The following is a 24,224-nucleotide window of genomic DNA, read 5'->3' as shown; positions in this document are numbered from 1 at the left end:
AAAAGGGTCGCAATTTGCGACCCTTTTAGTTTATTGTTTATCTGTAAATTGTAACATGACCCACAAACTCTCGATCATCATTTTCACCATTTAGTTTAATTACGTACCAATAATCTCCCGAAGGTAAATCTACGTTTTCGTAGGATCCATCCCAATTACCTTGTTTTACAAAGTATTTAACTTGTCTACCGTATCTATCATAAATTGCACCCCAAAGATTAGGGAAACCTTCTACATTTTTAATTACCCAAGTATCGTTAAACCCATCTCCATCAGGAGTAAAGAAATTTGGAATTTCAATGTCTATAAATTCTAAAGGAATTTCTATACTAGCTTCACAACCTTTACTGTCTATTACTTTAGCAGTGTAAACATCAGTATGGTTAATATACTTTTTACCGTCAGGACTAATTTCATCATCAAAATAATACGTGTAAATACCATCTCCGCCAGTTGCTTCTACAATTATTTCGTTAATACCAGCAGGTTTGCTAGTTAAAACTAATTGTTGTTGCGCTTCCACAGAAAAGTTTTTAACTTCAATACACCCTGTACCTAAATGAACAATACTTATAGTATGGTCACCAGAAGAGATGTCTGTAAAGATAGTTTCTGCTTGCGCATTTGCAACATCTGGATTATTTGGGTTGGCATCATCTAAATCGAACACAATTTCTGCGGTATCTAGATTTTCATCATTAAATAGTACAGATGCACCATAAATAGGATGCCCATTACTACATTCATTTGTTATTTCTACAGTTGCAGAAAGGTCAGAGCCAACTTTTACTTCTTTTACTAGTACAAAAGGACAGTTGTTAGCATCTTTAATATATATTTCATAGAATCCTCCATCTAGATTATCTAATGTTAATGTAGAGCCACTTATTGCAGTAAAACTATCTGTAGGACTAGTAAGGTTGTATTGGTATGGGGTAGTACCACCAGTTATTTCTACTTCAATAAGTCCATTATCATCACTAGAGCAAACTTCATCTTCTATTCTGGTTACATTTGCTAATAAGGCAGCAGTTGGGGCTACAATATTAATATTCTCTACTGTAACTTGGCAACCATTAGCATCCTGAACTAGTACACTGTAAGTGCCACCTGGTAACCTATCAAAAGTATTATTGTTAACTGCCTTTTTTGGATTAGAAGAAATAATATATTGGTATGGTTCATTACCGCCACTTGCAGAAATTTCTATAGTTCCATTATCTTCGCCAAAGCACATAACATTTGTGCTTCCTTGTAAACTAGCAGAGAGTAAAGGAGGTTCATTTATAATAATTTCTTCCGAGTATTTTTCACAATTAGTCCCTCCAGTTGCTAAAATCCTATAATTTCCTTGCCCTAATCCTTCAAAAGTACCAGAGTCCTGAGGAGCTCCTTGTAAAGTTCCGTTAACTTCTAGTTGGTATTGGTAGCCACCTAAACCTCCAGTTGCTTCTGCAATTAAAACGGCATCCATTTCGCCATTACAATTAATGATTGTATTATCATCATTTACTGTTATATCTAAAGGTTCTACGACATTTATGGTTCGTATTACAGAAATGGGGGAAACACAATGTTTTGCAGGGTCACTATCGCGAGCTAAAAACTCGTAAGTTCCTGGAGCTAAAGAACTATATACCTGTTGTGTACTCCAAGCAGTTGCATCTGCAGCGGGTTCTATAATTCTATATTCATACGTTGTACCCAAAATACCACCGCTAGCGGATATTGTAATTTCTCCTGAATTAGGATCACAGTTAGGTTCTTGGCTTATTATACCGTCAATTTCTATTTCTGTTGGATCAATTAAAGAAATAGTAGCCGTTGTAGTATCACAACCAGAACCATCTATTACAGTGATAGAATAATCTCCTTCAAATAAATTAGAAAAAATATTACTAGATTGTGGTAAGCCACTAACTCCTGTTGTTATATTCGTTAAAATGTATTGGAAATTAGTGTGTCCATTACCAAACTCTCTAGTAGCAACTACAGTAATTTCTCCATCATTTGCCTCTGTGCAAGATGGGTTAGTAGCTGATATATTACCTGGGGTTACTGTTATAGAATCTATCTCAGGAATAGTAATTCCTGTTGTTAGTTTAGTACACCCGTTTGCATCTCTTATGGTCAATTCATAATTTATACCAGATGTTAATCCACTAAATACATTATTAGCATCAAAAGATTGTAGTGTTGTACCAGAATCCGCATTTACTAATTCAAATTCGTAAGTACCCCATCCACCTACTGGTGTTGTTGTAATTTGCGCATCCATACCTGGAGAACAAGTTAAATCATGTGTTATGGCATAGGTAAAATCTAAAGGCTCCGAAGGGCTTTGTATAGAAATAAATTCTGATTTTACATGACAACCAGTGTCGTTATCTGTAGCTACAACCACAAATGTGCCTGCTGGTAATAAGCTATAAGAAATAGGTGTAGTAAGTGTGCTACTAGCTACAGAATGTATAGGGGTGGTCGTATTATTTACATTATAAATTTCATAACTAAATCCGCCACTACCAAAACCAGAAGCTTCAAAAGAAAGTTCTCCGTTAGATTCTCCATGGCAAGTAATGTCATTTACCTTAGAAGCACTTAACTCTATAGTATTAAAAGGAGCTATTTCAATATGTACTTTCGTAGTACAACCAGTATCATTATCTGTAACTAAGAATGAATATGTATTTGGTTGTCCTCTTTCAATGGTAACAGTTGTTCCAACAATAGTTACATAAGCCGAAGCACTTGGCTGTTCTACAATACTATAATTCGTAAAACTTGTAAGATTGTTAATTTCATATACTCCATCAGTAGCACAATTCATTGGAGTTCTTGTTGTTATAGTAGCAGAAATTTTAGTTGCTGCATCAACTGTTATATTTTCTTGGATTGGACATCCATTAGCATCTATAACATCTAAAACAATGTTTTGAGATGTGGTTTTGTAAGGAACCTCAAAAGAAATGGCTGTACCAGTAACAGAGCTATAACTGTTACCATTATAGCTGTACTTATACGGTGCTGTACCACCAGAAACAGTTGCGTCTATGGTTGCCATTCCTAATTTATTATTTGCAGTACATGCAAAAGCAGATACTGTTGGAGTAGTTAAAGAAACTGGGGCAGATGGACCACCTACAACTATTCCTAGTAAATTTTGAACACAATTTTTTGAGGAACGAATATCTACATTATAGGTGCCAGCCGCTAATCCATCAAATAGATTAGAGGTTTGGTACGTACCTCCATTTAAACTATACTCATAAGTTACATCTAAGTTATCTACACCGTCTATTTGTTTTATAATAATTTTTCCATCGGTATCTCCAAAACAAGTAACAGGTACGGTTGTATCTGGCTCAAATTGTGGGTCTACGGGCATTATTAATTCTAATGGAGGAGAATCTTGAGTGCCACAAGTATTGTCTAAATCATTTACTCTATAAACATAATTTACATTTGGCTCTAATCTTGTAAATACACCAGTAGTATTTGTTTCTTCACCAGGGGCATAAGATGCAGGAATAGGAAATATGGTAAACTCAAAGTTTCCTGAGCCACCATAAGCAGAAGCTAACATCTCTCCATTATCCAAAGATACTTCACAATCTACTGTTTTAGTAATTTTAGATTTAGCCACTAGTTGTGGATAAATATGAATGTTTTGCGTATCAGAACAACCATTTTCATCACGAACCACTAAGGTATGGTTTCCAGGTCCTAAAGTTTTTGTGGCTGTAGTAGTAACTTCGCCATCCCAAATATAAACTGGGTTTGTATTTGTTGGGTTAGTACCAGGTTGTGTTAATGTTGCAACAACATTATATGTTTCGCTTCCACTTAATGGTGCGCATCGATCAGTAACATCTATAGTATCTATAACAGGTTCTGGGTCTTGTGTAAACGTAATAGGGTCTGCTAACGCTTTTATACAACCACCACCATCACGTACGTATGCACGGTATACATTGTTTACACCGTCGTAAGCTGTAGGAACAATATTAATCCATAAAGGATCTGAACCAAAATCTGCATCTGTTGGGGTTTCGCTATCTAAAACTAATGCATATTCATATGGGTGCCAATTTTGGTATAATTTATTTCGAATATTATAGTACCTTTCATTATCCCAACCACCAATAGCAGATACGGCTACTTGGCCACCAGTATTACAGGTAGGTTGTACCACCTGTTCTTCTTTTATTTGTAATTTACTTTTAGGTCTATATATTAGGAAACGTTCTCCTGCGGTACAGCCAGAACTATCTTCCACTTCTACAACATACCATCCAACACGCATTCCAGATACTGAAATTGTTAATGGAGCACCAGTACCTACTTGATCGGCTACAGGATAATGCCATCTAGAATCTGCAGGGCGACTAGCATGATAAATTTTAGTTTTAATAATTCCTGGAGCGTAATCTGTAATTGTAAATTGAACTTCTCCATCTTGATTACCATAACAGGTAGTACTTTGAGGGACAGCATCTATTTTTATATTATCAACTGGAGGTTGTACAACAGGTCTTAATCCTCGCCACCTAACACAACCTGTATTTTTATCTCTGATTATAATTGAATAAGCTACTCCAAATAAAAGTTTACCGTAAGTTGCACTTGAAGTAAAACGATAATCGCGTTCATAAGGAGGGCCAGAAACTCCATCAAATAATGGGTTTTCTATATCATCAAAAGCTCGCCAACCACTATTTTCATCATCTTCAACTCCATCACCATCATCATCTACTAAATCGTAAGGCCACAGACGTGCTTCAAATGGACCTACTAAATCAGGGGTTCCATCGCCATTACTATCCGTATTATTAATAGAAAAATCATAGGTAGCACCATTTTCGCAAGTTTGTAAACTAACAGGAGATGTTACACCAGACGGTATTGGGGGTGCTTCAACAGTATAGACATTAGATTCTTTTACACACCCTCTTTCATCTTCTACACGAACTACAAAATGATTCGCCCAATATAACCTTATATCAAAACCTGTTGTATTTCCATACCAAGCAGGTTTAGATGCATTATTATAATTTGAATTTGTTGCTAAGTCTATATTTTCATAACGTCTATATACCCAAGTACGAGTTTCATCACCAGCTATATACTTATCTTTATCATGTACTCTAACTAAAGAAATTGTTACTAGACCTGTTGTATTAGTTATATCATAAACTTTAATGTTTCCCCATATGTTACCTCCTCCCGGAGAGTCGTCACATTTAATATGCTCCTGTTCTATTTTAAAATCAATAGGGTCTTCTGAATCAACAAGAGCTACAATATCATCTTTTTCACAGCCTAACTCATCTTTTATAGCAAAGTAATATTGGGTAGCATCTAAATTAGCAAAGATACTTTGGTCGTTATAAACGGGTTGGTTAGTTGCAGAGAATGGTGTGTCACTAAAGGCATACTTATAAGGAGGTGTTCCTCCTTTTGCTATTAGTTTAACAGATCCTGTACCATCTTTACCACAAGAAGTAGGAGAAATTTCAGTTTCAGAATCTAATGCAGGTGCAAGCTTTACATCCACTGGGTCAACTATAAAACTACAATCCTTACTATCGGTTACAGTAAACGTATATAAACCCTCTGTTGCAGCATTATACGGCATAGTAACAGGTGTTGGGTCTCCATTTAGAGTGTATGTATATGGCGGATATCCTTCTTCAGGGGTTACGCTTATTATAGCATCTGGTGTAGCGCCACAACCTAATGGTTTTGTTATTTGCGCAAGAGCAAATAATTGTCCACTAATTTTTGTGTCTGCTACTATAGTTTCGCAACCGTTAGCGCCAATTACTTTTATAATATTATCATCAGGCGTTATGTTACTTAGAGTGAAAGTGCCTCCAGTAATTGGTGTTGGAGTTCCGTTGTTTACGGTGTAAAAGTATGGAGCTTCCCCTCCAGAAACATCTATTTTAAGTTCTCCTTTAGTAGTGCTACTGTAACAGTAATTAGATGCATTTTGGTCTACTACAGAAATTGGACCACCGTTATCTTGTAAGTCAAAAGTTTGGGTATCTATTACACAACCATTAATATCTTTTAATATTATAGTATGTGTTCCAATTTGTGTTAAACCAGTTATGGTTTTATTGCTTTGCGCAGTTGTTGTAGTATTATCTGGTTGTAAAACGGCATAGTTGTAATTACCCCAACCACCAGAAGCTTCTATAGTTACAGAACCTGGAGAGCCACAATTCATATGCGATGCATTAAAAGAATCTAGTGATAAAGCCGAAGTGGGAGCTTCTACAGTTTGTGTTTGTTCAAATTCGCACGGACCAGAAGCGTCTTTAATTTTTATGGTATAAGTATCTGCAACTAAGCCAGAAATTATAATAGGAGATGTTGTTGCTCCAGATATTCCTAAACCTGTATCTATTCCAGAACTATTTTCAACAAGTACATCAAAAGAAGTATTAAAATTAGTAATATCTACTTCAATTTCTCCGTCTGCTGTTCCTACAGCAAAACATGTAACATGCTTTTTCACGAAGGTATTTGCGGTAAATTTAATAGGTTCTGGAACAGTATAGTTTCTAACTATTTTACAACCATTATCATCTACCTCAAAGGTATAGGTTCCCGGTGCTAAAGCAGCGAAAGTATCTGATGGATTACTGATTGTTAAAGGAGCAGTAATTTGGTAGGTATAACCCGACCCGGTACCATTTTCAATAGAAAGTTGTACATCTGTTTCTCCAGTAGAGCAATCTACGTTACTAGTAGAAAAAATAATATTTGTAGGATTGGAACCTCCATTTACCGTTTGGTTTACTGTGGTGGTACATCCATTGGCATCTTTAACCGTAATGGTATAAGTTCCCGCACCTAATCCTGTTATGGTAGAATTGGGTTGAAAATCTACACCATTTGTACTATATTCAAAAGGAGCAGTTCCTCCTGCAGTAACTGAGGCTTCTATTGTAGCAGAACCACTTGAACAATTTATTTGTTGTGTTACAGCAGCTGAAGCTGTGAAAGCTGTGCTTGGATTTACGGTTACGGAACTTGTAGTAACATCACAAGAACCACCTGCTTTTTCTTTTTTTATGGTTACGGTATAAGAACCACTTGCTAAATTACTAAACACATTAGAAGTTTGAAAAGTGCTACCATCTATACTATAAGAGGTTGAGTATCCTTGACTATTTGTAATATCGACAGTGATACTACCATCATCTGTACCATTACAAGTAATTGCTTTTGGGGTTATAGCATACGTTATTTCAGGTTCTATTATAATATCTACCGGAGAGGAATCAACTTCGCAACCACTATTATCTTTAACACTTACGGTATAAGACCCAGCGGTAGAAATAGGGATAGTAGTTTGGTTTCCAGAAGTAAACGCGTTATATGTTGTGCCGCCATCTAGGCTATACTCGTAAGGCGCTGTACCACCTGTTGGTGCTACGGTTATAATACCATCTGTACAATCTATATTTTTAGTAGCAATGGCATTAGGCTGTATTGTTTCAAAAACGGGAACAGTAATAGATGCGGTCCAAGAACAGCTAGATACACTAGATAAGGTTACATTTATATCATAGTCTCCAGAATTTAAATCGGTAAAAGTATGTGTATTGCTAGATGTTGGTCCTGAAGAGCCTATAGGGCTACCTCCTTGACTAATTTCATATATATAACTAGATGAAGCATCTGTTAAATCTATTTTAATTCCGCCTTTAGTTGTATTACAAGTTATTGGTAAAATTGTTGGTGTTGCGTTAAAACTATTGTTATCTACAGCAATGTTGTCTAAGCTAAAAAGGCAACCATCTGTATTATTTTTATTTCTAATTTTAACATCATAAGTACTTACACTAGTAATTGTAAAAATGTTAGAATCTTGCCATGTAGCACCGTTGTTAATGCTATATTCATAGCTGCTTGGTACGTTAGTTATAGTTATTTTCCCCGGATTAGCACAATCTATATTAGAAACAATAGCACTTGGAGCCAAACCATTAGCATATACATTAAAATAAAAACGCTCGGAAGTATTATCCGTATATCTTACAAAAATTCTATATTCTCCACTTTCAGAAACACTATATTGTGTGTTTGTAGATACTTGATTCCAAGTACAACTTGTAGATGTATTCGGACAATCTGTTTTTGAAATAGCACAACTAGTACTTTGTAGTTTAGACCATATTACTTGACTTAAATTTGGAATGTTTAATGTCAAAGTTTTTTCTGCATCTGCCCCGCAAAGATAAAGTTCATGTAATTCACTATTATCATCAGAACAGAAAACTACATTATCAGAAACTCCGGTAAGAGGGTGGGTTCCTGCATAAATTTCAATATCCTCATTAGTGGATAAGTTGTCATTTTTTGGATTAAAGACTGCTGGTAAAACATATCCAAATAAAGAAGATCCTACTAAGATTAGCATTAGTAGTGTTAATGTCTTTTTACGGTCTAAGACATTCTTAAAGATGTTCATAAGTAGGTTTCTTAGCTGTTTGGTTAGCAATTTCATCTAGTTTTTAGGGGCTATTTAGTGAAATAAGCTATTAAATAACGTTTTGAATACGATTTTAGTATATATAATGTGTTGTGTTATTTATCGATAAGGGCAATTAGCCATTATCCTGCCAAAGACTGGCAAATAGATTTAATTTTTAATGCTCGGCTCCTAGTTTTTAATTCTTAAATTTGGCACTTTAATATTTTTATGTAAATGAAATACACCAAACTTCCACATACAGAAATAGAAGTAAGTAAAATTTGTTTAGGAACCATGACTTGGGGTAATCAAAACTCAGAAAAAGAAGGTTTTGATCAAATGAATTATGCATTAGAACAAGGGGTTAATTTTTTTGATACAGCAGAGCTTTACCCTGTTCCTGCTCATATAGATCGATATGCTCATACCGAAAAAATTATAGGAAATTGGTTTAAAGAAACTGGAAATAGAGACAAGATTATTCTTGGAAGTAAAATTGCTGGAAATGGCGATTATACAAAATTTATACGTTCTACAGGTTTTTCTAAAGACGCTATAATTGAAGCTGTTGAAGGGAGTTTAACTCGTTTACAAACAGATTATTTAGATTTGTATCAATTACACTGGCCAGAGCGATCTACAAATTATTTTGGCCAGAGAGAATTTGTGCCGGATGTTACGGATTATTGGCAAGATAATATTCACCAAGTGTTAGAGACTCTTAGAGATTTAGTACAAGAAGGTAAAATAAGACAAATAGGTATTTCTAATGAAACGCCTTGGGGAACTATGCGTTTTTTAGAGGAAAGTAAGGTACATGCAAGTTTGCCTAGAGCTATAACAATTCAAAACCCTTATAGTTTGCTAAATAGACAGTTTGAGATTGGTAATTCTGAAATTTCTTTACGAGAAAAAATAGGGCTTTTAGCTTATTCTCCTTTAGCTTTTGGAGCTTTAACTGGTAAATATTTAGTAGGAAAAATACCAGAAGGTTCAAGAATGGAATTGTTTCCAAACTTTATGAATAGATATGTTGGAGAGATTGCTACAAGAGCAACCGAAATGTATTATAATTTAGCGCAAGAACACAATCTTTCTTTTGCGCAAATGGCATTGGCATTTGTAAATTCTAGACCTTTTTTAACTAGTAATATAATTGGAGCAACTAATTTAGAACAGCTAAGAGAAAATATTAATAGTATAGATATAGATTTAAGTGATGAGTTGCTAGACGGTATTAACGCAATACATAATAAAATTCCTAACCCTGCACCATAAAAAACTAATTAGATGATTCTATTAAAAATTGGTATTTGGCAAGTAATAGTTATTCTTGCTGTAATAATAATATTGTTAACAATCTCAAGAATATTTAGAAGTAAGAACTAATTAAATAGGCTACTTACTACATCTTCTATTTTAGTAACTAAGACAATAGTAATTCCAGTTTTTTTGATAGTTATTTTATTGTTTTTGGATACATAAATAGTAGTAAACCCTAATTTTTCAGCCTCTAAAATACGTTGGTCTATTCTTTGAACAGGTCTTATTTCTCCTGCTAAGCCAACTTCGGCAGCAAAACAAATTCCCTTTTCTAGAGAAATATCTTCATTACTAGATAATATAGCTGCAATAACAGCTAAATCTATAGCAGGATCATCTACCGAAATTCCTCCGGTTACATTAAGAAAAACATCTTTAGCCCCTAATTTAAAGCCAGCTCTTTTTTCTAGAACAGCTAATAACATGTTTAGTCTTTTAGCATTGTAACCTGTTGCGGAGCGTTGTGGTGTGCCGTAAACAGCAGTACTTACTAATGCTTGTATTTCTATCATTAAAGGGCGCATGCCTTCTACAGTAGAAGCTATTGCGGTACCGCTTAGTTCTTCATCGGTTTTAGATATAAGTATTTCAGAAGGGTTGTTTACTTCTCGTAAGCCGCTGCCTTGCATTTCATAAATTCCTAATTCTGCAGTAGAACCAAAACGGTTTTTTAAAGACCTTAAAATTCGATATACATAATTACGGTCTCCCTCAAATTGTAAAACTGTATCTACCATGTGTTCTAAAATTTTAGGCCCTGCAATAGAACCATCTTTGGTAATATGGCCAATAAGAATTACAGGAGTGTTTGTTTCTTTAGCAAATTTTATTAATTCAGCTGTACATTCCCTTATTTGTGAAATACTACCTGCGGCAGACTCAATATAATCTGAATGTAATGTTTGTATAGAATCTATAACTACAATATTTGGTGTAGTTGCTTCTATTTGCTTAAATATATTTTGCGTCTTTGTTTCTGTTAGTATAAAGCAGGTTTCACTATTTGGGTGAATGCGATCTGCCCGCATTTTTATTTGCTTTTGACTTTCTTCTCCAGAAACGTATAGTGTTTTATAAGGGAGTTTTAGAGCTATTTGTAAAAGTAATGTACTTTTACCTACACCAGGTTCTCCTCCAAGTAAAATTAGAGCTCCAGGGACTAAGCCACCTCCAAGAACACGATTAAACTCTAAATCATAAGTGTTTAGTCTTAGTTCTTTTTCTGTGCTAATTTCATTTACACGTAATGGTGTGGCAACTTTTTTTAAAGTGTTGCTAGGGGTTTTCCAATCTTTTTTATCTTGTTTTTGTATTACTTCTTCAACAACAGTATTCCATTCTTTACAAGAAGTACATTGTCCTACCCATTTTGCGTATTGAGCACCACAATTTTGACAAAAATATGCAGTTTTTGTTTTAGCCATTACCTAAATTCGTGTTTGGTCTAAAGGTAGGGTAAAGTTTAAAAGATATAAAATTATAAAACTAGAAAAGCTACTTAAAACCATTAGAATTAAGTAGCTTTTTTATAAATTATTTTTGTTTTCTAGTATCCGAAGTCTGCTTTTAAAGCATCAATTTTTTCTAAAGCCATTTCTTTAGTTAAAAAATCTATTTCTTCCATACCAAAAGCTTTTTCAAAAGTACGTAGTGCTTTCTTTGGCTCTCCCATTTGTTCGTAATATTCAGCCTCAAAATAAAAACCTAGCATAGTACTTGGAAATTCTTTTTTACATAAATCTGACAATGGTTTTAAGGATTCAAATTCTTCTTTTTTACGAGATGCAGCATAAATAGCCATAATGTCATTAAGGTTAACGCTTTTTTTAAGCCCAAATAAATCTTCAATGCCTTTGTACTTGTTTTCTAGATAATCAAAAACAGGTTCTTCGGATGTTAGTATTTGCGTTTTATACTCTTTTGGACTAATAGGCTTAAACATTCCAAAAATGTTGTCAAAGGCTTTTCCTAATCCATAAGAAGCAATAGAAATATGATCGGCAGTTTTATAAGAATCAAAATAATAATGTAAAGATTCTTTATCTATTGCTTTTAGTGCTTTGTCTAATGCTAAAATTTTAGAAGTGTTTTTGCTTTTTTCATCTTCTACTATAATTTGATAAAATATTTGTTGATTTATGGCACTTAACCTTGTTGGTATTCTAGACTCCATTTCTGGAGCTAATGTTGGTGAGATTGTGATATATGCATTAAATAAGGATTTTTCTTTAAAAAGATAGAAATTTCCAAAATTTGCAGTTATATCATAGCCAACAATCATTTTAAATGGAGCAATACTATAGCTAGTTTCTAGATAAGGTATAAGTTCCATTCCTATGAATTCAAAGAATTTTTTACCCCTTTCTGTAGGTAAACCATTTTCTTCATCAAAAGAACAATCATCAAATCTTATGCTGTTTTCACTCTGGTTAATACCTACTATAATGCTTTGTGGCATCCCATGAAAATTGCTGTAGAATTTAGAATTAGCAACTACTTGGTCAAATAAATATTCGGCATCTAAAACTACGATAAGAGGATATTTTTTTTTTGCATCATAATCTTCTGGAAAATAGTATTGAACATCACGTCTTTCTTGAAGTTTAAAAGATTCAAAAATTTCTTGTTTTACTTGAGAATTAGCTCCAAAACACAGGAATAGTGCAAAAATTGCAAAAATTTGTTTCATTAGTTTGGTTTTAATACTTAAAAAAAAGTACTTATTTTCGATTTAATAACGGTAATACAAGAAAAGATATTGCCCCAAAAACTACAATCATAGCAGTTTGTGAAATCCACATAACCCACCCAAAAGCATTCCCAGAAACTTCGTTAATACCATATAAAGCTAAGGCTTGACTAATTGCAATAGGATAGATTCCAATACCACCATTGGTTGCAGCCATAGCAAATGTTCCTGCAACAAATGCCACCATTAGCTGGCTTATAGTTAGGCTTTCTGTTCCTGGGACTGCGTATTTTATTACCCATAGCATAGCTACGTAACAAAACCAAATAAATAGAGTGTGTAGTACAAAAGCCCATTTATTTTTCATTTTAAAGATGCTTAAGACACCGTCTAAAAGTCCAGAAATAAAGTTTTTTATTTTTACAGCAAATGCGTTTGTAGATTTTTTAATAAAGAATATGAAGAATAGTAACCCTACAGTACCAAGACCAATTAGAAGAAAAATAGAATTAATATTAAACCCTTTTTCTTGAATAAACCCTAAGATAACATCGGTTTGTAAAAATAGGGTTGTGGTAACAAAAAGTAATAACATTAGAACATCTATTACTCTTTCTGTAACAATAGTTCCAAAACCTTTTTCAAAAGGGACATCTTCATACGTGGTAAGCGCTGTTGCTCTTAAAAATTCCCCAGTTCTTGGAACTCCTAGATTAGCAAAATAAGCCATAAGAACTATAAGGAGGTTGTTGCTAATTTTAGGTTTATAGCCTAAAGGTTCAATAAGATAGTTCCAACGTATTGCTCTAGAAAAATGGCTAAGAATTCCAAAAAGTATAGATACGCTAACCCAAAATAAATTAGCCTCTTTTATGTAATATAGTATTTGTTTTCTGTCTTCTATAGACGTTGAGTTATATGAATACCAAACTAAAAAAACTCCCAAGCTAATTGGGAGTATGGTTTTTAATGTTTTTTTAATGTTTATATTCAAAATTTACTTTAACAAATTGTTTTCTTCATTAGGAAAAACAAGAGAAGGATTAAAGGTTTTTGCTTCCTCAATATCCATTCTAGCGTAAGTTATTAATATTAAAATATCATCAACAGCAACTTTTCTGGATGCAGCACCATTTAGAGTAATTTCTCCACTATTACGAGGTCCAGGAATTGCATAAGTTTCTAAACGTTCGCCATTATTGTTATTTACAATTTGCACTTTTTCACCTCTAACAATATTGGCTGCATCCATTAAATCTTCATCTATGGTTATACTTCCTATATAATTTAAATCTGCACCAGTTACTTTAACTCGGTGTATTTTGGATTTTACTACTTCTATTTGCATACTACAAAATTAGTTAATTAAGTGCAATATTGTCTATAAGCCTTACATTCTCTACATAAACAGCAATAAATGCACGATATTTTTTGCCTTTTTGTTTTCTCTTAATTGGTTTTAAAGTATCTATATCCGAAATTTCTATATATTCTAGATCAAATGTATTCTTTTTAAGAAAAGTCTTTGTTACCCAATCTTTAACATTAAGTGCACTTTTCGTGCCAAATTTTTCTTTGGCAGTTTTTAAGGTTTCATATATAAAAGAAGCTTCATTTCTTGTTTTTAAAGAGAGTCTTTCATTTCTAGAGCTCATTGCCAAACCATGAGGTTCTCTTACAATAGGGCAGCCAATAATAGATACAGGAATATCTTGTATCTGAGTTAATTTTTTAATTATTTGTAATTGCTGAAAATCTTTTTCTCCAAAATAAGCATTATCTGGTTTAATTAAATTTAAAAGCAGTTCTACAATTGTCCCAACACCATTAAAATGATTATCTCTAAATTCGCCCTCCATTACCCTGTCTAAGCCCTGAAAATCATATTTTTTAGTAACAATGTTATTCTTGTAAATTTCTTCTGCAGATGGTGCAAAAACTGTTATTTGGTTAGATAATGAGTTTAATTGTGCAATATCTTTTTCCAGAGTATTGGGGTATTTTTCTAAATCTTCTTTATTATTAAACTGTGTTGGATTTACAAAAATAGTAACTATAACAGACTGGTTTTCTCTTAAAGCTTTTTCTACTAAAGATAAGTGTCCTTTATGTAAAGCACCCATTGTAGGAACTAATCCTAAACTCTCTTTTTTATTAAGAGAATTTAGAAAGGTATTTAATTGTAAATTAGTTGTAATTACCAACATATAATTTATTTAAAAGCTAGCAAACTTACTATAAATACCTGTAATCTCTATAATTTTTGTAATTTTGCATTTGCGTTCGCAAAAAAAAATTAAAATATTTTCTTATATGAATGGTAAAAAGGTATTGTTTGTATCTTCCGAGTTAGTCCCTTATCTTCCTCAAAATGAAGTTTCGTTAATGTCCTATGAAACTCCAAAAATGGTAAATAGTAATGGAGGGCAAATTAGAATTTTTATGCCTAGGTATGGAAATATTAACGAAAGAAGACACCAGCTACATGAAGTAATTCGTCTTTCTGGGATGAATTTAGTGATTAATGATATGGATATGCCTTTAATTATAAAAGTAGCATCTATCCCAAAAGAACGTATTCAAGTTTATTTTATAGATAACGAAGAATATTTTAAAAGAAAAGCCACCTTTACAGATAAAGAAGGTAATCTTTTTTCAGATAATGACCAGCGTGCAATTTTCTTTGCAAAAGGAGTAGTAGAAACGGTTAAAAAATTAAATTGGACACCAGATATTATCCATGTACATGGCTGGATGGCATCTTTATTACCATTGTATTTAAAAAAGTATTACGCAGATGAACCTTTATTTGCAGATAGTAAAATAGTTACATCCGTTTACGGAAAAGGTTTTGAGGGAGAGTTAGATTCTGAAATGGTTTCTAAAATTGCGTTTGATGGTATTTCAGAAGAAAGCATTACTCCGTTGAAGGAGCCAGACTATAATAATTTGTTAAAAGTTGCAGTAGATTATTCAGATGCTGTTATTTTAGCAGCGGAAGAAATTCCAGAAGATTTACAAAGTCACATATCCAACCTAGAAAAACCAGTGTTGCCTTTTGTTCCTCTTCAAGAGTTTGAAGAAGCGTATGCTAATTTTTATAACACAGAAGTTTTAAAATAATCTAAATGAAATTACTGAATAGATTACAGTTTCCTGCACTAGTGGGGACTATGTTTATTTTAATAGTATTATCTTCTTGTGAAGAAGATTTAACAACTATAGGTGGGGATGTTGTTGGCGAAACCCCATTTACGACAGATAAAGAAGTTTATGATGTATTTGCATACAATAACAATATTAATGCAGTGCAAACTAATAAGTTATCTGTTTATCAGTTAGGAGTTTTTAATGATCCTATCTATGGTAAAACTGAAGCTCAGATAACTTCTCAAATACAATTATCTACAGAAAATCCAACATTTGGTATTAATACTCAAGAAAAAGAAGATGGTGCAGCTACAGATACTAGTGTTACCGTTATTGAGGAGAATGAAACTATAAAAGAAGTTTATTTATATATTCCTTATCTAACAAAGACTTCTTCTGAAGATACCGATGGGGATGGAGTTATTGATGCTTATGATAAAGTTATAGATGCTGATAACGATAATGATAATGATGGTAGAACCAATAATGAAGAAAGAACAGCAGGAACAGATCCTTTAGATCCAAGTAGTGTAGATGCCAATTTAGATGGGTTTAATGATGTTGGTGATAAAGAAGAAATAATAGCAAATAATTTTGCTGTTAGGGTAGAGCTAGATAGTATTTATGGGGATAGAGAAGCTTCTTTTAATGTAATCGTAAAAAGGTCTACATTCTTTTTAAGAGATTTTGATGCGGATACTAACTTTACAGAAGCAGAAGAATATTATTCTACCCAAGAGTTTTCTCCGGCATTTACAGGTGAAGAATTGGCAAATGAAGAAGAGACTGTTAGTGACTTTCAAATATTAATCCCGCAAGATGATAATACTAGTACTACAGATGTAGATGAATCTAAACAAAATGCAAAATTAGCTCCAGGGATACGCATCCCTTTAGATAATACATTTTTTCAGAATAATATTTTAGATAAAGAAGGTAGTACAGAGCTTATAAGTCAGGCAAACTTCAAGGAATATATTAGAGGGTTACACATATCATTAACGTCAAACGGAAATGACATTATGCCACTTTTAAATTTATCGCAGGGAAATATTACAATGACTTATACGTATAACTCTGTAAATACAAATAGTACTACGGATACTTCTGATGATAAAATTGAGGAAAAAGAAAAGGATTTTATTTTTTCATTTGTTGGAACAGATTTTTCTGGTAATGCAGTAAATACATTTATAAATGAAAATTATCCTGCAGAGGTTTTAGATGCTTTAAATGCTCCAGAGCAAGATGCTGAAAAAATATACCTAAAAGGTGGGGCAGGAGCATATGCTAAAATTAAGCTGTTTAATGAAGAAAATACAACAGAGTTAATTAGGGAAATAAAAGAAAATAATTGGATTATTAATGAAGCTAATTTAGTTTTTTATGTAGACCAAACGGCTTCTGGTAATAGCAGAAATATTAAGCCTCCAAGATTATATCTATTTAATACAGAAGATAATACTGGAATTTATAATCCGGCAACAGAAAATTCTCTTGATAATACTGCTTTTGGATTATATTTAAATTATGACGGCTTTTTAGAAGAATCAGATTCTGGGGATAAATACACTGTTCGTATTACGGATTATATTAATAGTATTGTTGATGAAGATGAAAATCCAACATTAGGATTAATGATAACTCCAAATATTGGAATATCTAGAGCATTAAATGCTCAAGTAAACGGAGAGTCAGTAGAGTTACCATTAGCTCCTACGATTTCGCCTTTAGGAACGGTATTGTATGGTGGTAATGTATCTTCTGAGAATATTGATAAGAAATTACAACTAGAAATTTTTTACACAAAGACAAATTAAATAAGTATTCGATATATTACATTTAATTATAAGACGTTATAGTTGTTGTACAACGTATTTATAGCATCTTAAAGGAATTATAAGTTATATGTCTAATTTTTCTATTTTTTTATTAATACTTAATATAGATTTGTACCGAACAAATAAAGTACAACCTTAACTAATAAACAAATATGTGTGGAATTGTAGGGTATATAGGCCATAGAGATGCCTTCCCAATTGTTATTAAAGGATTACAAAGATTAGAGTATAGAGGTTACGATAGTGCTGGTATAGCTCTCTTTGATGGTAATACTATAAATCTTTCTAAGACAAAGGGGAAAGTAGAAGACCTTAAAAAGAAATCAAAAGAAATATCTATGGCTGGTACTTTAGGTATTGGTCATACACGTTGGGCAACACATGGTGTTCCTAATGATGTTAATTCTCATCCACATTACTCTAATTCTGGTGATTTAGTGATAATTCATAATGGAATTATTGAGAATTACGAATCTATTAAACAGGCTTTACAAAATAGAGGTTATACTTTTAAATCTGACACAGATACAGAGGTTTTAATAAACTTAATTGAAGAGGTTCAAAAGACAGAAGGAGTTAAATTAGGAAAGGCAGTACAAATTGCACTAAACCAAGTGGTAGGTGCATATGCTATTGCTGTTTTTGATAAGAAAAAACCAGACGAAATTGTTGTAGCTAAATTAGGAAGCCCTTTAGCTATTGGTGTTGGGGAAGATGAATTTTTTATAGCATCAGACGCTTCTCCATTTATAGAATTTACAAATAACGCTGTTTATTTAGAAGATGAAGAAATGGCAATTGTAAGACTAGGTAAAGAAATTAAGCTTCGTAAAATAAAGAACGATGCAGTTGCGTATCCAAATATATTGGAACTGCAAATGAATTTAGAAGAGATTGAAAAAGGTGGTTATGATCACTTTATGTTAAAAGAAATTTACGAGCAGCCAAGAGCTATCATGGATACCTACCGTGGTCGTTTATTAGCAGATCAAGGTATAATACGTATGGCTGGTATTGACCAGAATATTGAAAAGTTTGTAAATGCTAATAGGATTATTATTGTTGCTTGTGGTACCTCATGGCATGCAGGTCTTGTAGCAGAATATATTTTTGAAGATTTAGCAAGAATCCCAGTAGAAGTAGAATACGCTTCAGAGTTTAGATACAGGAATCCTGTAATTACAGATAAAGATGTTCTAATTGCAATTTCCCAGTCTGGAGAAACTGCAGATACGTTAGCTGCAATTAAATTAGCTAAGGAAAAAGGAGCATTTGTTTTTGGTGTTTGTAATGTAGTAGGTTCTTCTATAGCTAGAGAGTCAGATGCAGGGGCATATACCCATGCTGGTCCAGAAATTGGAGTTGCATCAACTAAAGCCTTTACAACCCAAATAACAGTCTTAACTTTAATTGCCTTAAAACTAGCAAAAGAAAAAGGAGAGTTTTCTGGTTCTAAGTTCCATGAATATTTAACAGAATTAGAAACAATACCTGCGAAAGTAGAAAAGGCTTTAAAATCTAATGGTTTAGTAGAAACCGTTGCGGAGGTTTATAAAGATTCTACAAACTGCTTATATTTAGGAAGAGGTTATAATTTCCCGGTAGCATTAGAAGGAGCGTTAAAACTAAAAGAAATTAGTTACATACACGCAGAAGGGTATCCTGCTGCAGAAATGAAACACGGACCTATTGCTTTAATAGATGAGCAAATGCCCGTTTTTGTAATTGCAACTAAAAAGGGGCATTATGAAAAAGTAGTAAGTAATATACAGGAAATAAAATCTAGAAAAGGAAAAATAATTGCTATAGTTACAGAAGGTGATGTTCAAGTAAAAGAGCTTGCGGATCATGTAATTGAAATTCCAGAAACTTTAGAGAGTTTAACACCATTGCTAACTACTATTCCTTTGCAACTATTATCATATCATATAGCAGTAATGAGAAATTGTAATGTGGATCAGCCAAGAAACTTAGCAAAATCTGTTACAGTAGAGTAAAATTTCATATTTAAATTATATAAAAAGGGATTGCAACAATTGTTGTAATCCCTTTTTGCTTTACGAAAAATGAAATTTTATATATGTTTATTTCAGAATAATTTACTATGCATGCATAATTTTTTGTATTTTGTCATTGTTAATTTAAAAAAATAGGTATATTGTAATTGACTAGATAACTTAAAAAAATTAAGAACAGAATGAGAAAAATACTCTTTTTATCCTTCCTTTTTATAGGATTGGGTACTTACGCGCAGACCATAGTTAAAGGTTCTGTGACTGATCAAGATGCTAATCCTGTACCAGGTGCAAACATTGTTATTGAAGGAAAGGCAATAGGAACCGTTACGGATTTTGATGGTAATTTTATACTAGAGACTTCTGAGAAGCCCCCTTTCAAATTAAGAATAACAAGTTTAGGTTATAAAGAAGCTACTTCAAGTATTGCAACAAATAATCAAACTATTTCTGTTGTAATAAATGAAGCGCAAACTTTTTTAGATGAAGTGGTTTTGTCTGCATCTAGAACTCCTGAACGTATTTTTGAATCTCCAGTTACTGTAGAACGTTTTGGTTTAAAGGAAATAGAAACTACTGCAGCAGCAGATTTCTACGGTGGATTAGAAAACCTGAAAGGTGTAGATGTTAATACAAATAGCTTAACATTTAAGTCTGTAAATACTAGAGGCTTTGCAACTTTTAAAAATAATCGTTTTATGCAATTGGTAGATGGGATGGATAATTCTACACCAGCTTTAAATTTTCCTATTGGAAATTTAGTAGGTATGATAGAACCAGATGTGAAAAGTGTAGAATTGTTACCAGGAGCATCTTCTGCATTATATGGAGCAAATGCTTTTAATGGTATTCTTTTTATGACAAGTAAAAGTCCTTTTGATTATGAAGGTATTAGTGTTTCTATAAAAAGAGGTATTACTTCGCAAGAAGCTGCTGGGGATAATGCCTATACAGATTTTGGAATTCGTGCAGCATATAAATTCAATGATAAATTTGCAGCTAAAGTTAACTTTGGATATTTAAAGGGAACAGATTGGGCAGCAACTAGTGAGGTAGACAAAACAACTCCTGGAGGAACAAGAGCCGATACAAATTATGATGGTATAAATGTTTATGGGGATGAGGTTTCTACAAATATTAGAGCTGCCTCAGGATTAGGAGTAATACCTGATGTAGTAGTTAGTAGAACAGGGTATAATGAGGCTGCTTTAACAAATTATAATGCGGAAAGTATTAAAGCAGATTGGGGATTATATTATAGACCTATAACAGATAATAGTTTAGAAATATCCTATGTAGGTAAAGTAGGTACTGGTTCTACTATATACCAAGGAACAAATAGATATAATATTAATGGCTTTTTTCAGCAGCAACATAAGCTAGAGGTTAGGAATGATAACTTTTTTATAAGAGGATATGTAGTAAATGATAAAGCGGGAGACTCTTATGATATGGTCTTTACAGGAATAAATATTAATAGAGCTTGGAAAAGTGATGAAGATTGGTTTGGCGATTATATAGCAACGTATGCTGGTATTGAGTTAAGTGGGAATCCATCAGGTTTAACAACCCAACAAAAGCACGATGCCGCAAGGGCAACAGCAGATACTGGCCGTTATTTACCAGGTTCACCTGAATTTAAAGCGGCTTTTGATAGGAGTATACAAAACCCAGATTTAACTCAAGGATCTAAATTTCAAGATGCTTCTAAGTATTATCATGCAGATGGTAACTATAATTTTAGTCATTTAACAGATTTTGCAGATATACAAATAGGTGGGTCTTATAGACAATATAGTTTAAATTCTTCAGGAACTATTTATACCGATTTAGATGGTTCTATAGATTATTCAGAGTTTGGAGTATACACACAAATTCAAAAGAAATTTGAAATAGATAATGAGAAAAGTGTAAAAATTACAGGTTCTGTACGTTATGATAAATCAGAATTTTTTGATGGATTCTTTTCTCCAAGATTATCTGCTGGTTTAACACTTAATCGTGACCATAATATTAGAGTTTCTGCACAAACAGGTTTTAGAAACCCTACTACGCAAGATTTATTTATAGGATTAGACGCAGGGCGTGCAATTTTAATTGGTTCCGCTCCAAATAATTTAGATAGGTATTCCAGAGAGTTTAATGTAAGTCAAACAGCTCAAGATGATTTTGGTCAACCAGCCGCTGTTACGCAAACAGGAGCAGCTGCATATAATAACTCCTATACTGCTAGTTCTGTTGAGGAATTAGGTAGAACTGGAAATCCAGCAGTTTTAGAAATTTCTAACCCAGATATAGTTAAACCAGAGCAGGTGCAGTCTATAGAGTTAGGGTATAGAGGTAAAATAGATAAATTAATAGTAGACTTTAGTGTGTACTATAATAAGTATAAGGACTTTATATCGCAAGAAGTAGTGGTTTCTCCTTATTACGGAAATGTAGGGGAGCCATTATCTATTGCTGCAATAGCTAATGATGATTACCAAGCTTGGAGTGCATATACAAATTCAGAAGCAGATATAGCTTCCTATGGAGCTTCATTGGGTCTTTCTACTAAAGTTTTTGGAAATTTTGATTTAAGTGGAAGTTACACCTATGCTAAGCTAGATTTTGATAGAGAAACGTATCCAGATTTTGCGACAAACTTTAATACACCAGAGCATAAGTTTAAAGCATCATTTGGTAATACTGAATTGTTTGAAAATTTAGGATTCAATGTTTCTTATAGGTTTAGTGATGATTATTACTGGGAAGCGCCTTTTGGTAATGGTGTAGTACCTGAGTTTCATACCGTAGATGCGCAAATAAACTATACAGTCCCTAGTATAAAGTCTTCTTTTAAAGTAGGGGCAACCAACTTGTTAGGCGATGAATATTTTACAGCTTTTGGAACAGGGTTTATTGGTTCTATGTACTATTTATCATGGACTATAAATAACTAAAAAACTTAAAAAAATTACAATGAAAAATATAAAATACATACTACCATTACTTGTCATTAGTGCTTTTGTGGCATGTAATGATATTGAAGATGTTGACCTTGTAGAAGAGGAAATAGTTGCAGAGTTGCCAGATTTAACCGCAGGTTCTGTAGATTTTTCTAATTATGTAGCGCTTGGAGCTTCTTTTACAGCAGGTTTTACAGATAACGCTCTATTTAAAGCGGCTCAAGAAAATTCTTTCCCAAATTTATTGTCAAAGAAATTCCAAATGCTAGGAGGAGGAGATTTTACACAGCCTTTAATGAATGATAATATTGGAGGACTTGTGTTGGGTGGAAATTTGGTAATAAATGCACAGACAGATACTTTATTTAAGCCAAGATTAGTTTTTGATGGTAAAGGACCAGCTGCTTTAAAAGATGTAATTGGCGATATAACACCAACAACAGACTTTTTGCTTAATAACCCAACAGGAACATTTAAGAACCTAGGAGTACCAGGCGCTAAAAGTTTTCATTTATTAGGAAATGGGTATGGTAGTATTGCTAATTTTCCTGCAGCGGCAAACCCTTATGCAATACGTTTAGCAGCAGATAATCCAAATGCTTCTTTGTTAGAGTTGGCTATGGCACAAAACCCTACATTTTTTACCTTATCAGAAATTGGAGGAAATGATGTTCTAGGGTATGCAACAACTGGTGGAGACGGTACAAATGCGATAACAGATATAAATACTTTTGATTTTGCTTTTAATACTTTAGTTACAACACTTACATCTAATGGAGCAAAAGGAGTAGTTACTAATGTGCCTTATATTACAGATTTACCACATTTTACAACTGTACCGCACAATCCTTTAGATCCAACAAATGAAGATTTTGGGTCTCAAATTCCAATATTAAATACTATTTATGGAGCAATTAATCAAATATTTATTGCTTTGGAGCAACCAAATCGTGTTATAGAGTTTTCGGAAACAGCAGCAAGTGCTGTAGTAATTAAAGACGAGACATTAGATGATTTATCTGCACAAATAGCAGGAGCTTTAGAGGCAAGTGATACCTTTCCAATTTTTATACAACAATTTGGTTTGCCAGCGCAAGCAGCACCTCTTGTAGCAAATTTATTAGGAAACGCCTATGGACAAGCAAGACAAGCCACAGAAGATGATTTGTTTGTATTGCCAAGTAGTTCTACTATAGGGGAAATTAATACAAAATCAGTAGCGTCATTAATGAACCAAGGATTAACTTTGCAACTTGCTGGTCAATTTTCTGTAGAAGGAGTATCTCTTCCTTTAGAAGATAAATGGGTGTTATTACCTAGTGAGCAGCTAGAAATTAAACAAGCAACAGATGCTTATAACCAAACTATAGCAGCTGTGGCAAGTGCAAATTCAGATATTGCTTTGGTAGATTTAAATAGTATTTTATCAGTAGCTTCTACAACAGGTTTGGAAGCTGGAGAATTTACATTTACTACGGATTTAGTCACTGGTGGTTTAGTAAGCTTAGATGGTATACACTTAACAAGTAGAGGTTATGCAGTAATGGCAAATAAATTTTTAGAACAAATTGATGCTACTTTTGGGTCAAACTTTGTTTTGTCAGGAAACGTAAATAATCCTGAAGATTACCCAACAAATTATTCCCCTGCATTACAATAACATAAAATAAATAGTATGCAAAAAGGAGCAATATTGTTATTGCTCCTTTTTTTTGTTTAAACTGTTTTTAATTTAAGGTTTAAACCGTATCTTTGCAGCCTGAAAAT

12 protein-coding genes are annotated in these 24,224 nt (G+C 33.2%); 6 read left to right on the top strand and 6 right to left on the bottom strand.

Annotated features, from left to right (window positions below):
• Positions 1–37: 37 nt before the first annotated feature.
• Positions 38–8,488 (bottom strand): T9SS type B sorting domain-containing protein, encoded by an 8,451-nt coding sequence (locus Q0945_RS10170; protein ID WP_299434176.1) that lies wholly within the window; start codon positions 8,486–8,488, stop codon positions 38–40.
• Between the two features lie 237 nt (positions 8,489–8,725).
• Here Q0945_RS10170 and Q0945_RS10165 point away from each other — a divergent pair, with 237 nt between their 5' ends.
• Positions 8,726–9,769, top strand: a complete 1,044-nt coding sequence (locus Q0945_RS10165) for an aldo/keto reductase (protein WP_299434174.1) — start codon at positions 8,726–8,728, stop codon at positions 9,767–9,769.
• Between the two features lie 107 nt (positions 9,770–9,876).
• Here the strand turns inward: Q0945_RS10165 and radA are convergent, their stop codons facing one another.
• From radA to panC, 5 genes are all read right to left on the bottom strand, one after another.
• On the bottom strand, positions 9,877–11,238 hold the full coding sequence (radA, locus tag Q0945_RS10160) for a DNA repair protein RadA (RefSeq protein WP_299434172.1): 1,362 nt from the start codon (positions 11,236–11,238) through the stop codon (positions 9,877–9,879).
• A gap of 122 nt (positions 11,239–11,360) precedes the next feature.
• Positions 11,361–12,503 (bottom strand): alpha/beta hydrolase-fold protein, encoded by a 1,143-nt coding sequence (locus Q0945_RS10155; RefSeq protein WP_299434170.1) that lies wholly within the window; start codon positions 12,501–12,503, stop codon positions 11,361–11,363.
• Positions 12,504–12,534: 31 nt separating this feature from the next.
• On the bottom strand, positions 12,535–13,497 hold the full coding sequence (locus Q0945_RS10150) for a lysylphosphatidylglycerol synthase transmembrane domain-containing protein (protein WP_299434168.1): 963 nt from the start codon (positions 13,495–13,497) through the stop codon (positions 12,535–12,537).
• A gap of 3 nt (positions 13,498–13,500) precedes the next feature.
• Complete coding sequence (gene panD / locus Q0945_RS10145; protein ID WP_121064764.1) at positions 13,501–13,851, bottom strand: aspartate 1-decarboxylase; 351 nt, start codon at positions 13,849–13,851, stop codon at positions 13,501–13,503.
• Between the two features lie 13 nt (positions 13,852–13,864).
• The gene (gene panC / locus Q0945_RS10140; RefSeq protein ID WP_299434165.1) at positions 13,865–14,710 is read right to left on the bottom strand and encodes a pantoate--beta-alanine ligase; all 846 of its coding nucleotides are present in this window, start codon (positions 14,708–14,710) and stop codon (positions 13,865–13,867) included.
• A gap of 106 nt (positions 14,711–14,816) precedes the next feature.
• Between panC and Q0945_RS10135 the strand changes: the two genes are divergently transcribed.
• The 5 genes from Q0945_RS10135 to Q0945_RS10115 all read left to right on the top strand — a co-directional run bounded on the left by Q0945_RS10135 (position 14,817) and on the right by Q0945_RS10115 (position 24,117).
• Complete coding sequence (locus tag Q0945_RS10135; RefSeq protein ID WP_299434163.1) at positions 14,817–15,626, top strand: glycogen/starch synthase; 810 nt, start codon at positions 14,817–14,819, stop codon at positions 15,624–15,626.
• Positions 15,627–15,631: 5 nt separating this feature from the next.
• Entirely contained in the window at positions 15,632–17,473 is a 1,842-nt protein-coding gene (locus Q0945_RS10130) for a DUF4270 domain-containing protein (protein WP_299434161.1), read from the top strand.
• 173 nt (positions 17,474–17,646) lie between these two features.
• Positions 17,647–19,491 (top strand): glutamine--fructose-6-phosphate transaminase (isomerizing), encoded by a 1,845-nt coding sequence (gene glmS / locus Q0945_RS10125; RefSeq protein ID WP_299434159.1) that lies wholly within the window; start codon positions 17,647–17,649, stop codon positions 19,489–19,491.
• A 200-nt stretch (positions 19,492–19,691) separates the two neighbouring features.
• Positions 19,692–22,451, top strand: coding sequence for a TonB-dependent receptor (locus Q0945_RS10120; RefSeq protein ID WP_299434157.1), 2,760 nt, complete (start codon positions 19,692–19,694; stop codon positions 22,449–22,451).
• Between the two features lie 19 nt (positions 22,452–22,470).
• Positions 22,471–24,117, top strand: a complete 1,647-nt coding sequence (locus Q0945_RS10115; RefSeq protein WP_299434155.1) for a G-D-S-L family lipolytic protein — start codon at positions 22,471–22,473, stop codon at positions 24,115–24,117.
• Positions 24,118–24,224 lie beyond the last annotated feature (107 nt).

The sequence above is a fragment of the uncultured Maribacter sp. genome (assembly GCF_947500405.1).
Taxonomy (GTDB): Bacteria; Bacteroidota; Bacteroidia; order Flavobacteriales; family Flavobacteriaceae; genus Maribacter_B.
Note: the sequence above shows the minus strand (reverse complement) of the source record. Positions and strands in the feature narration are given on the sequence as shown.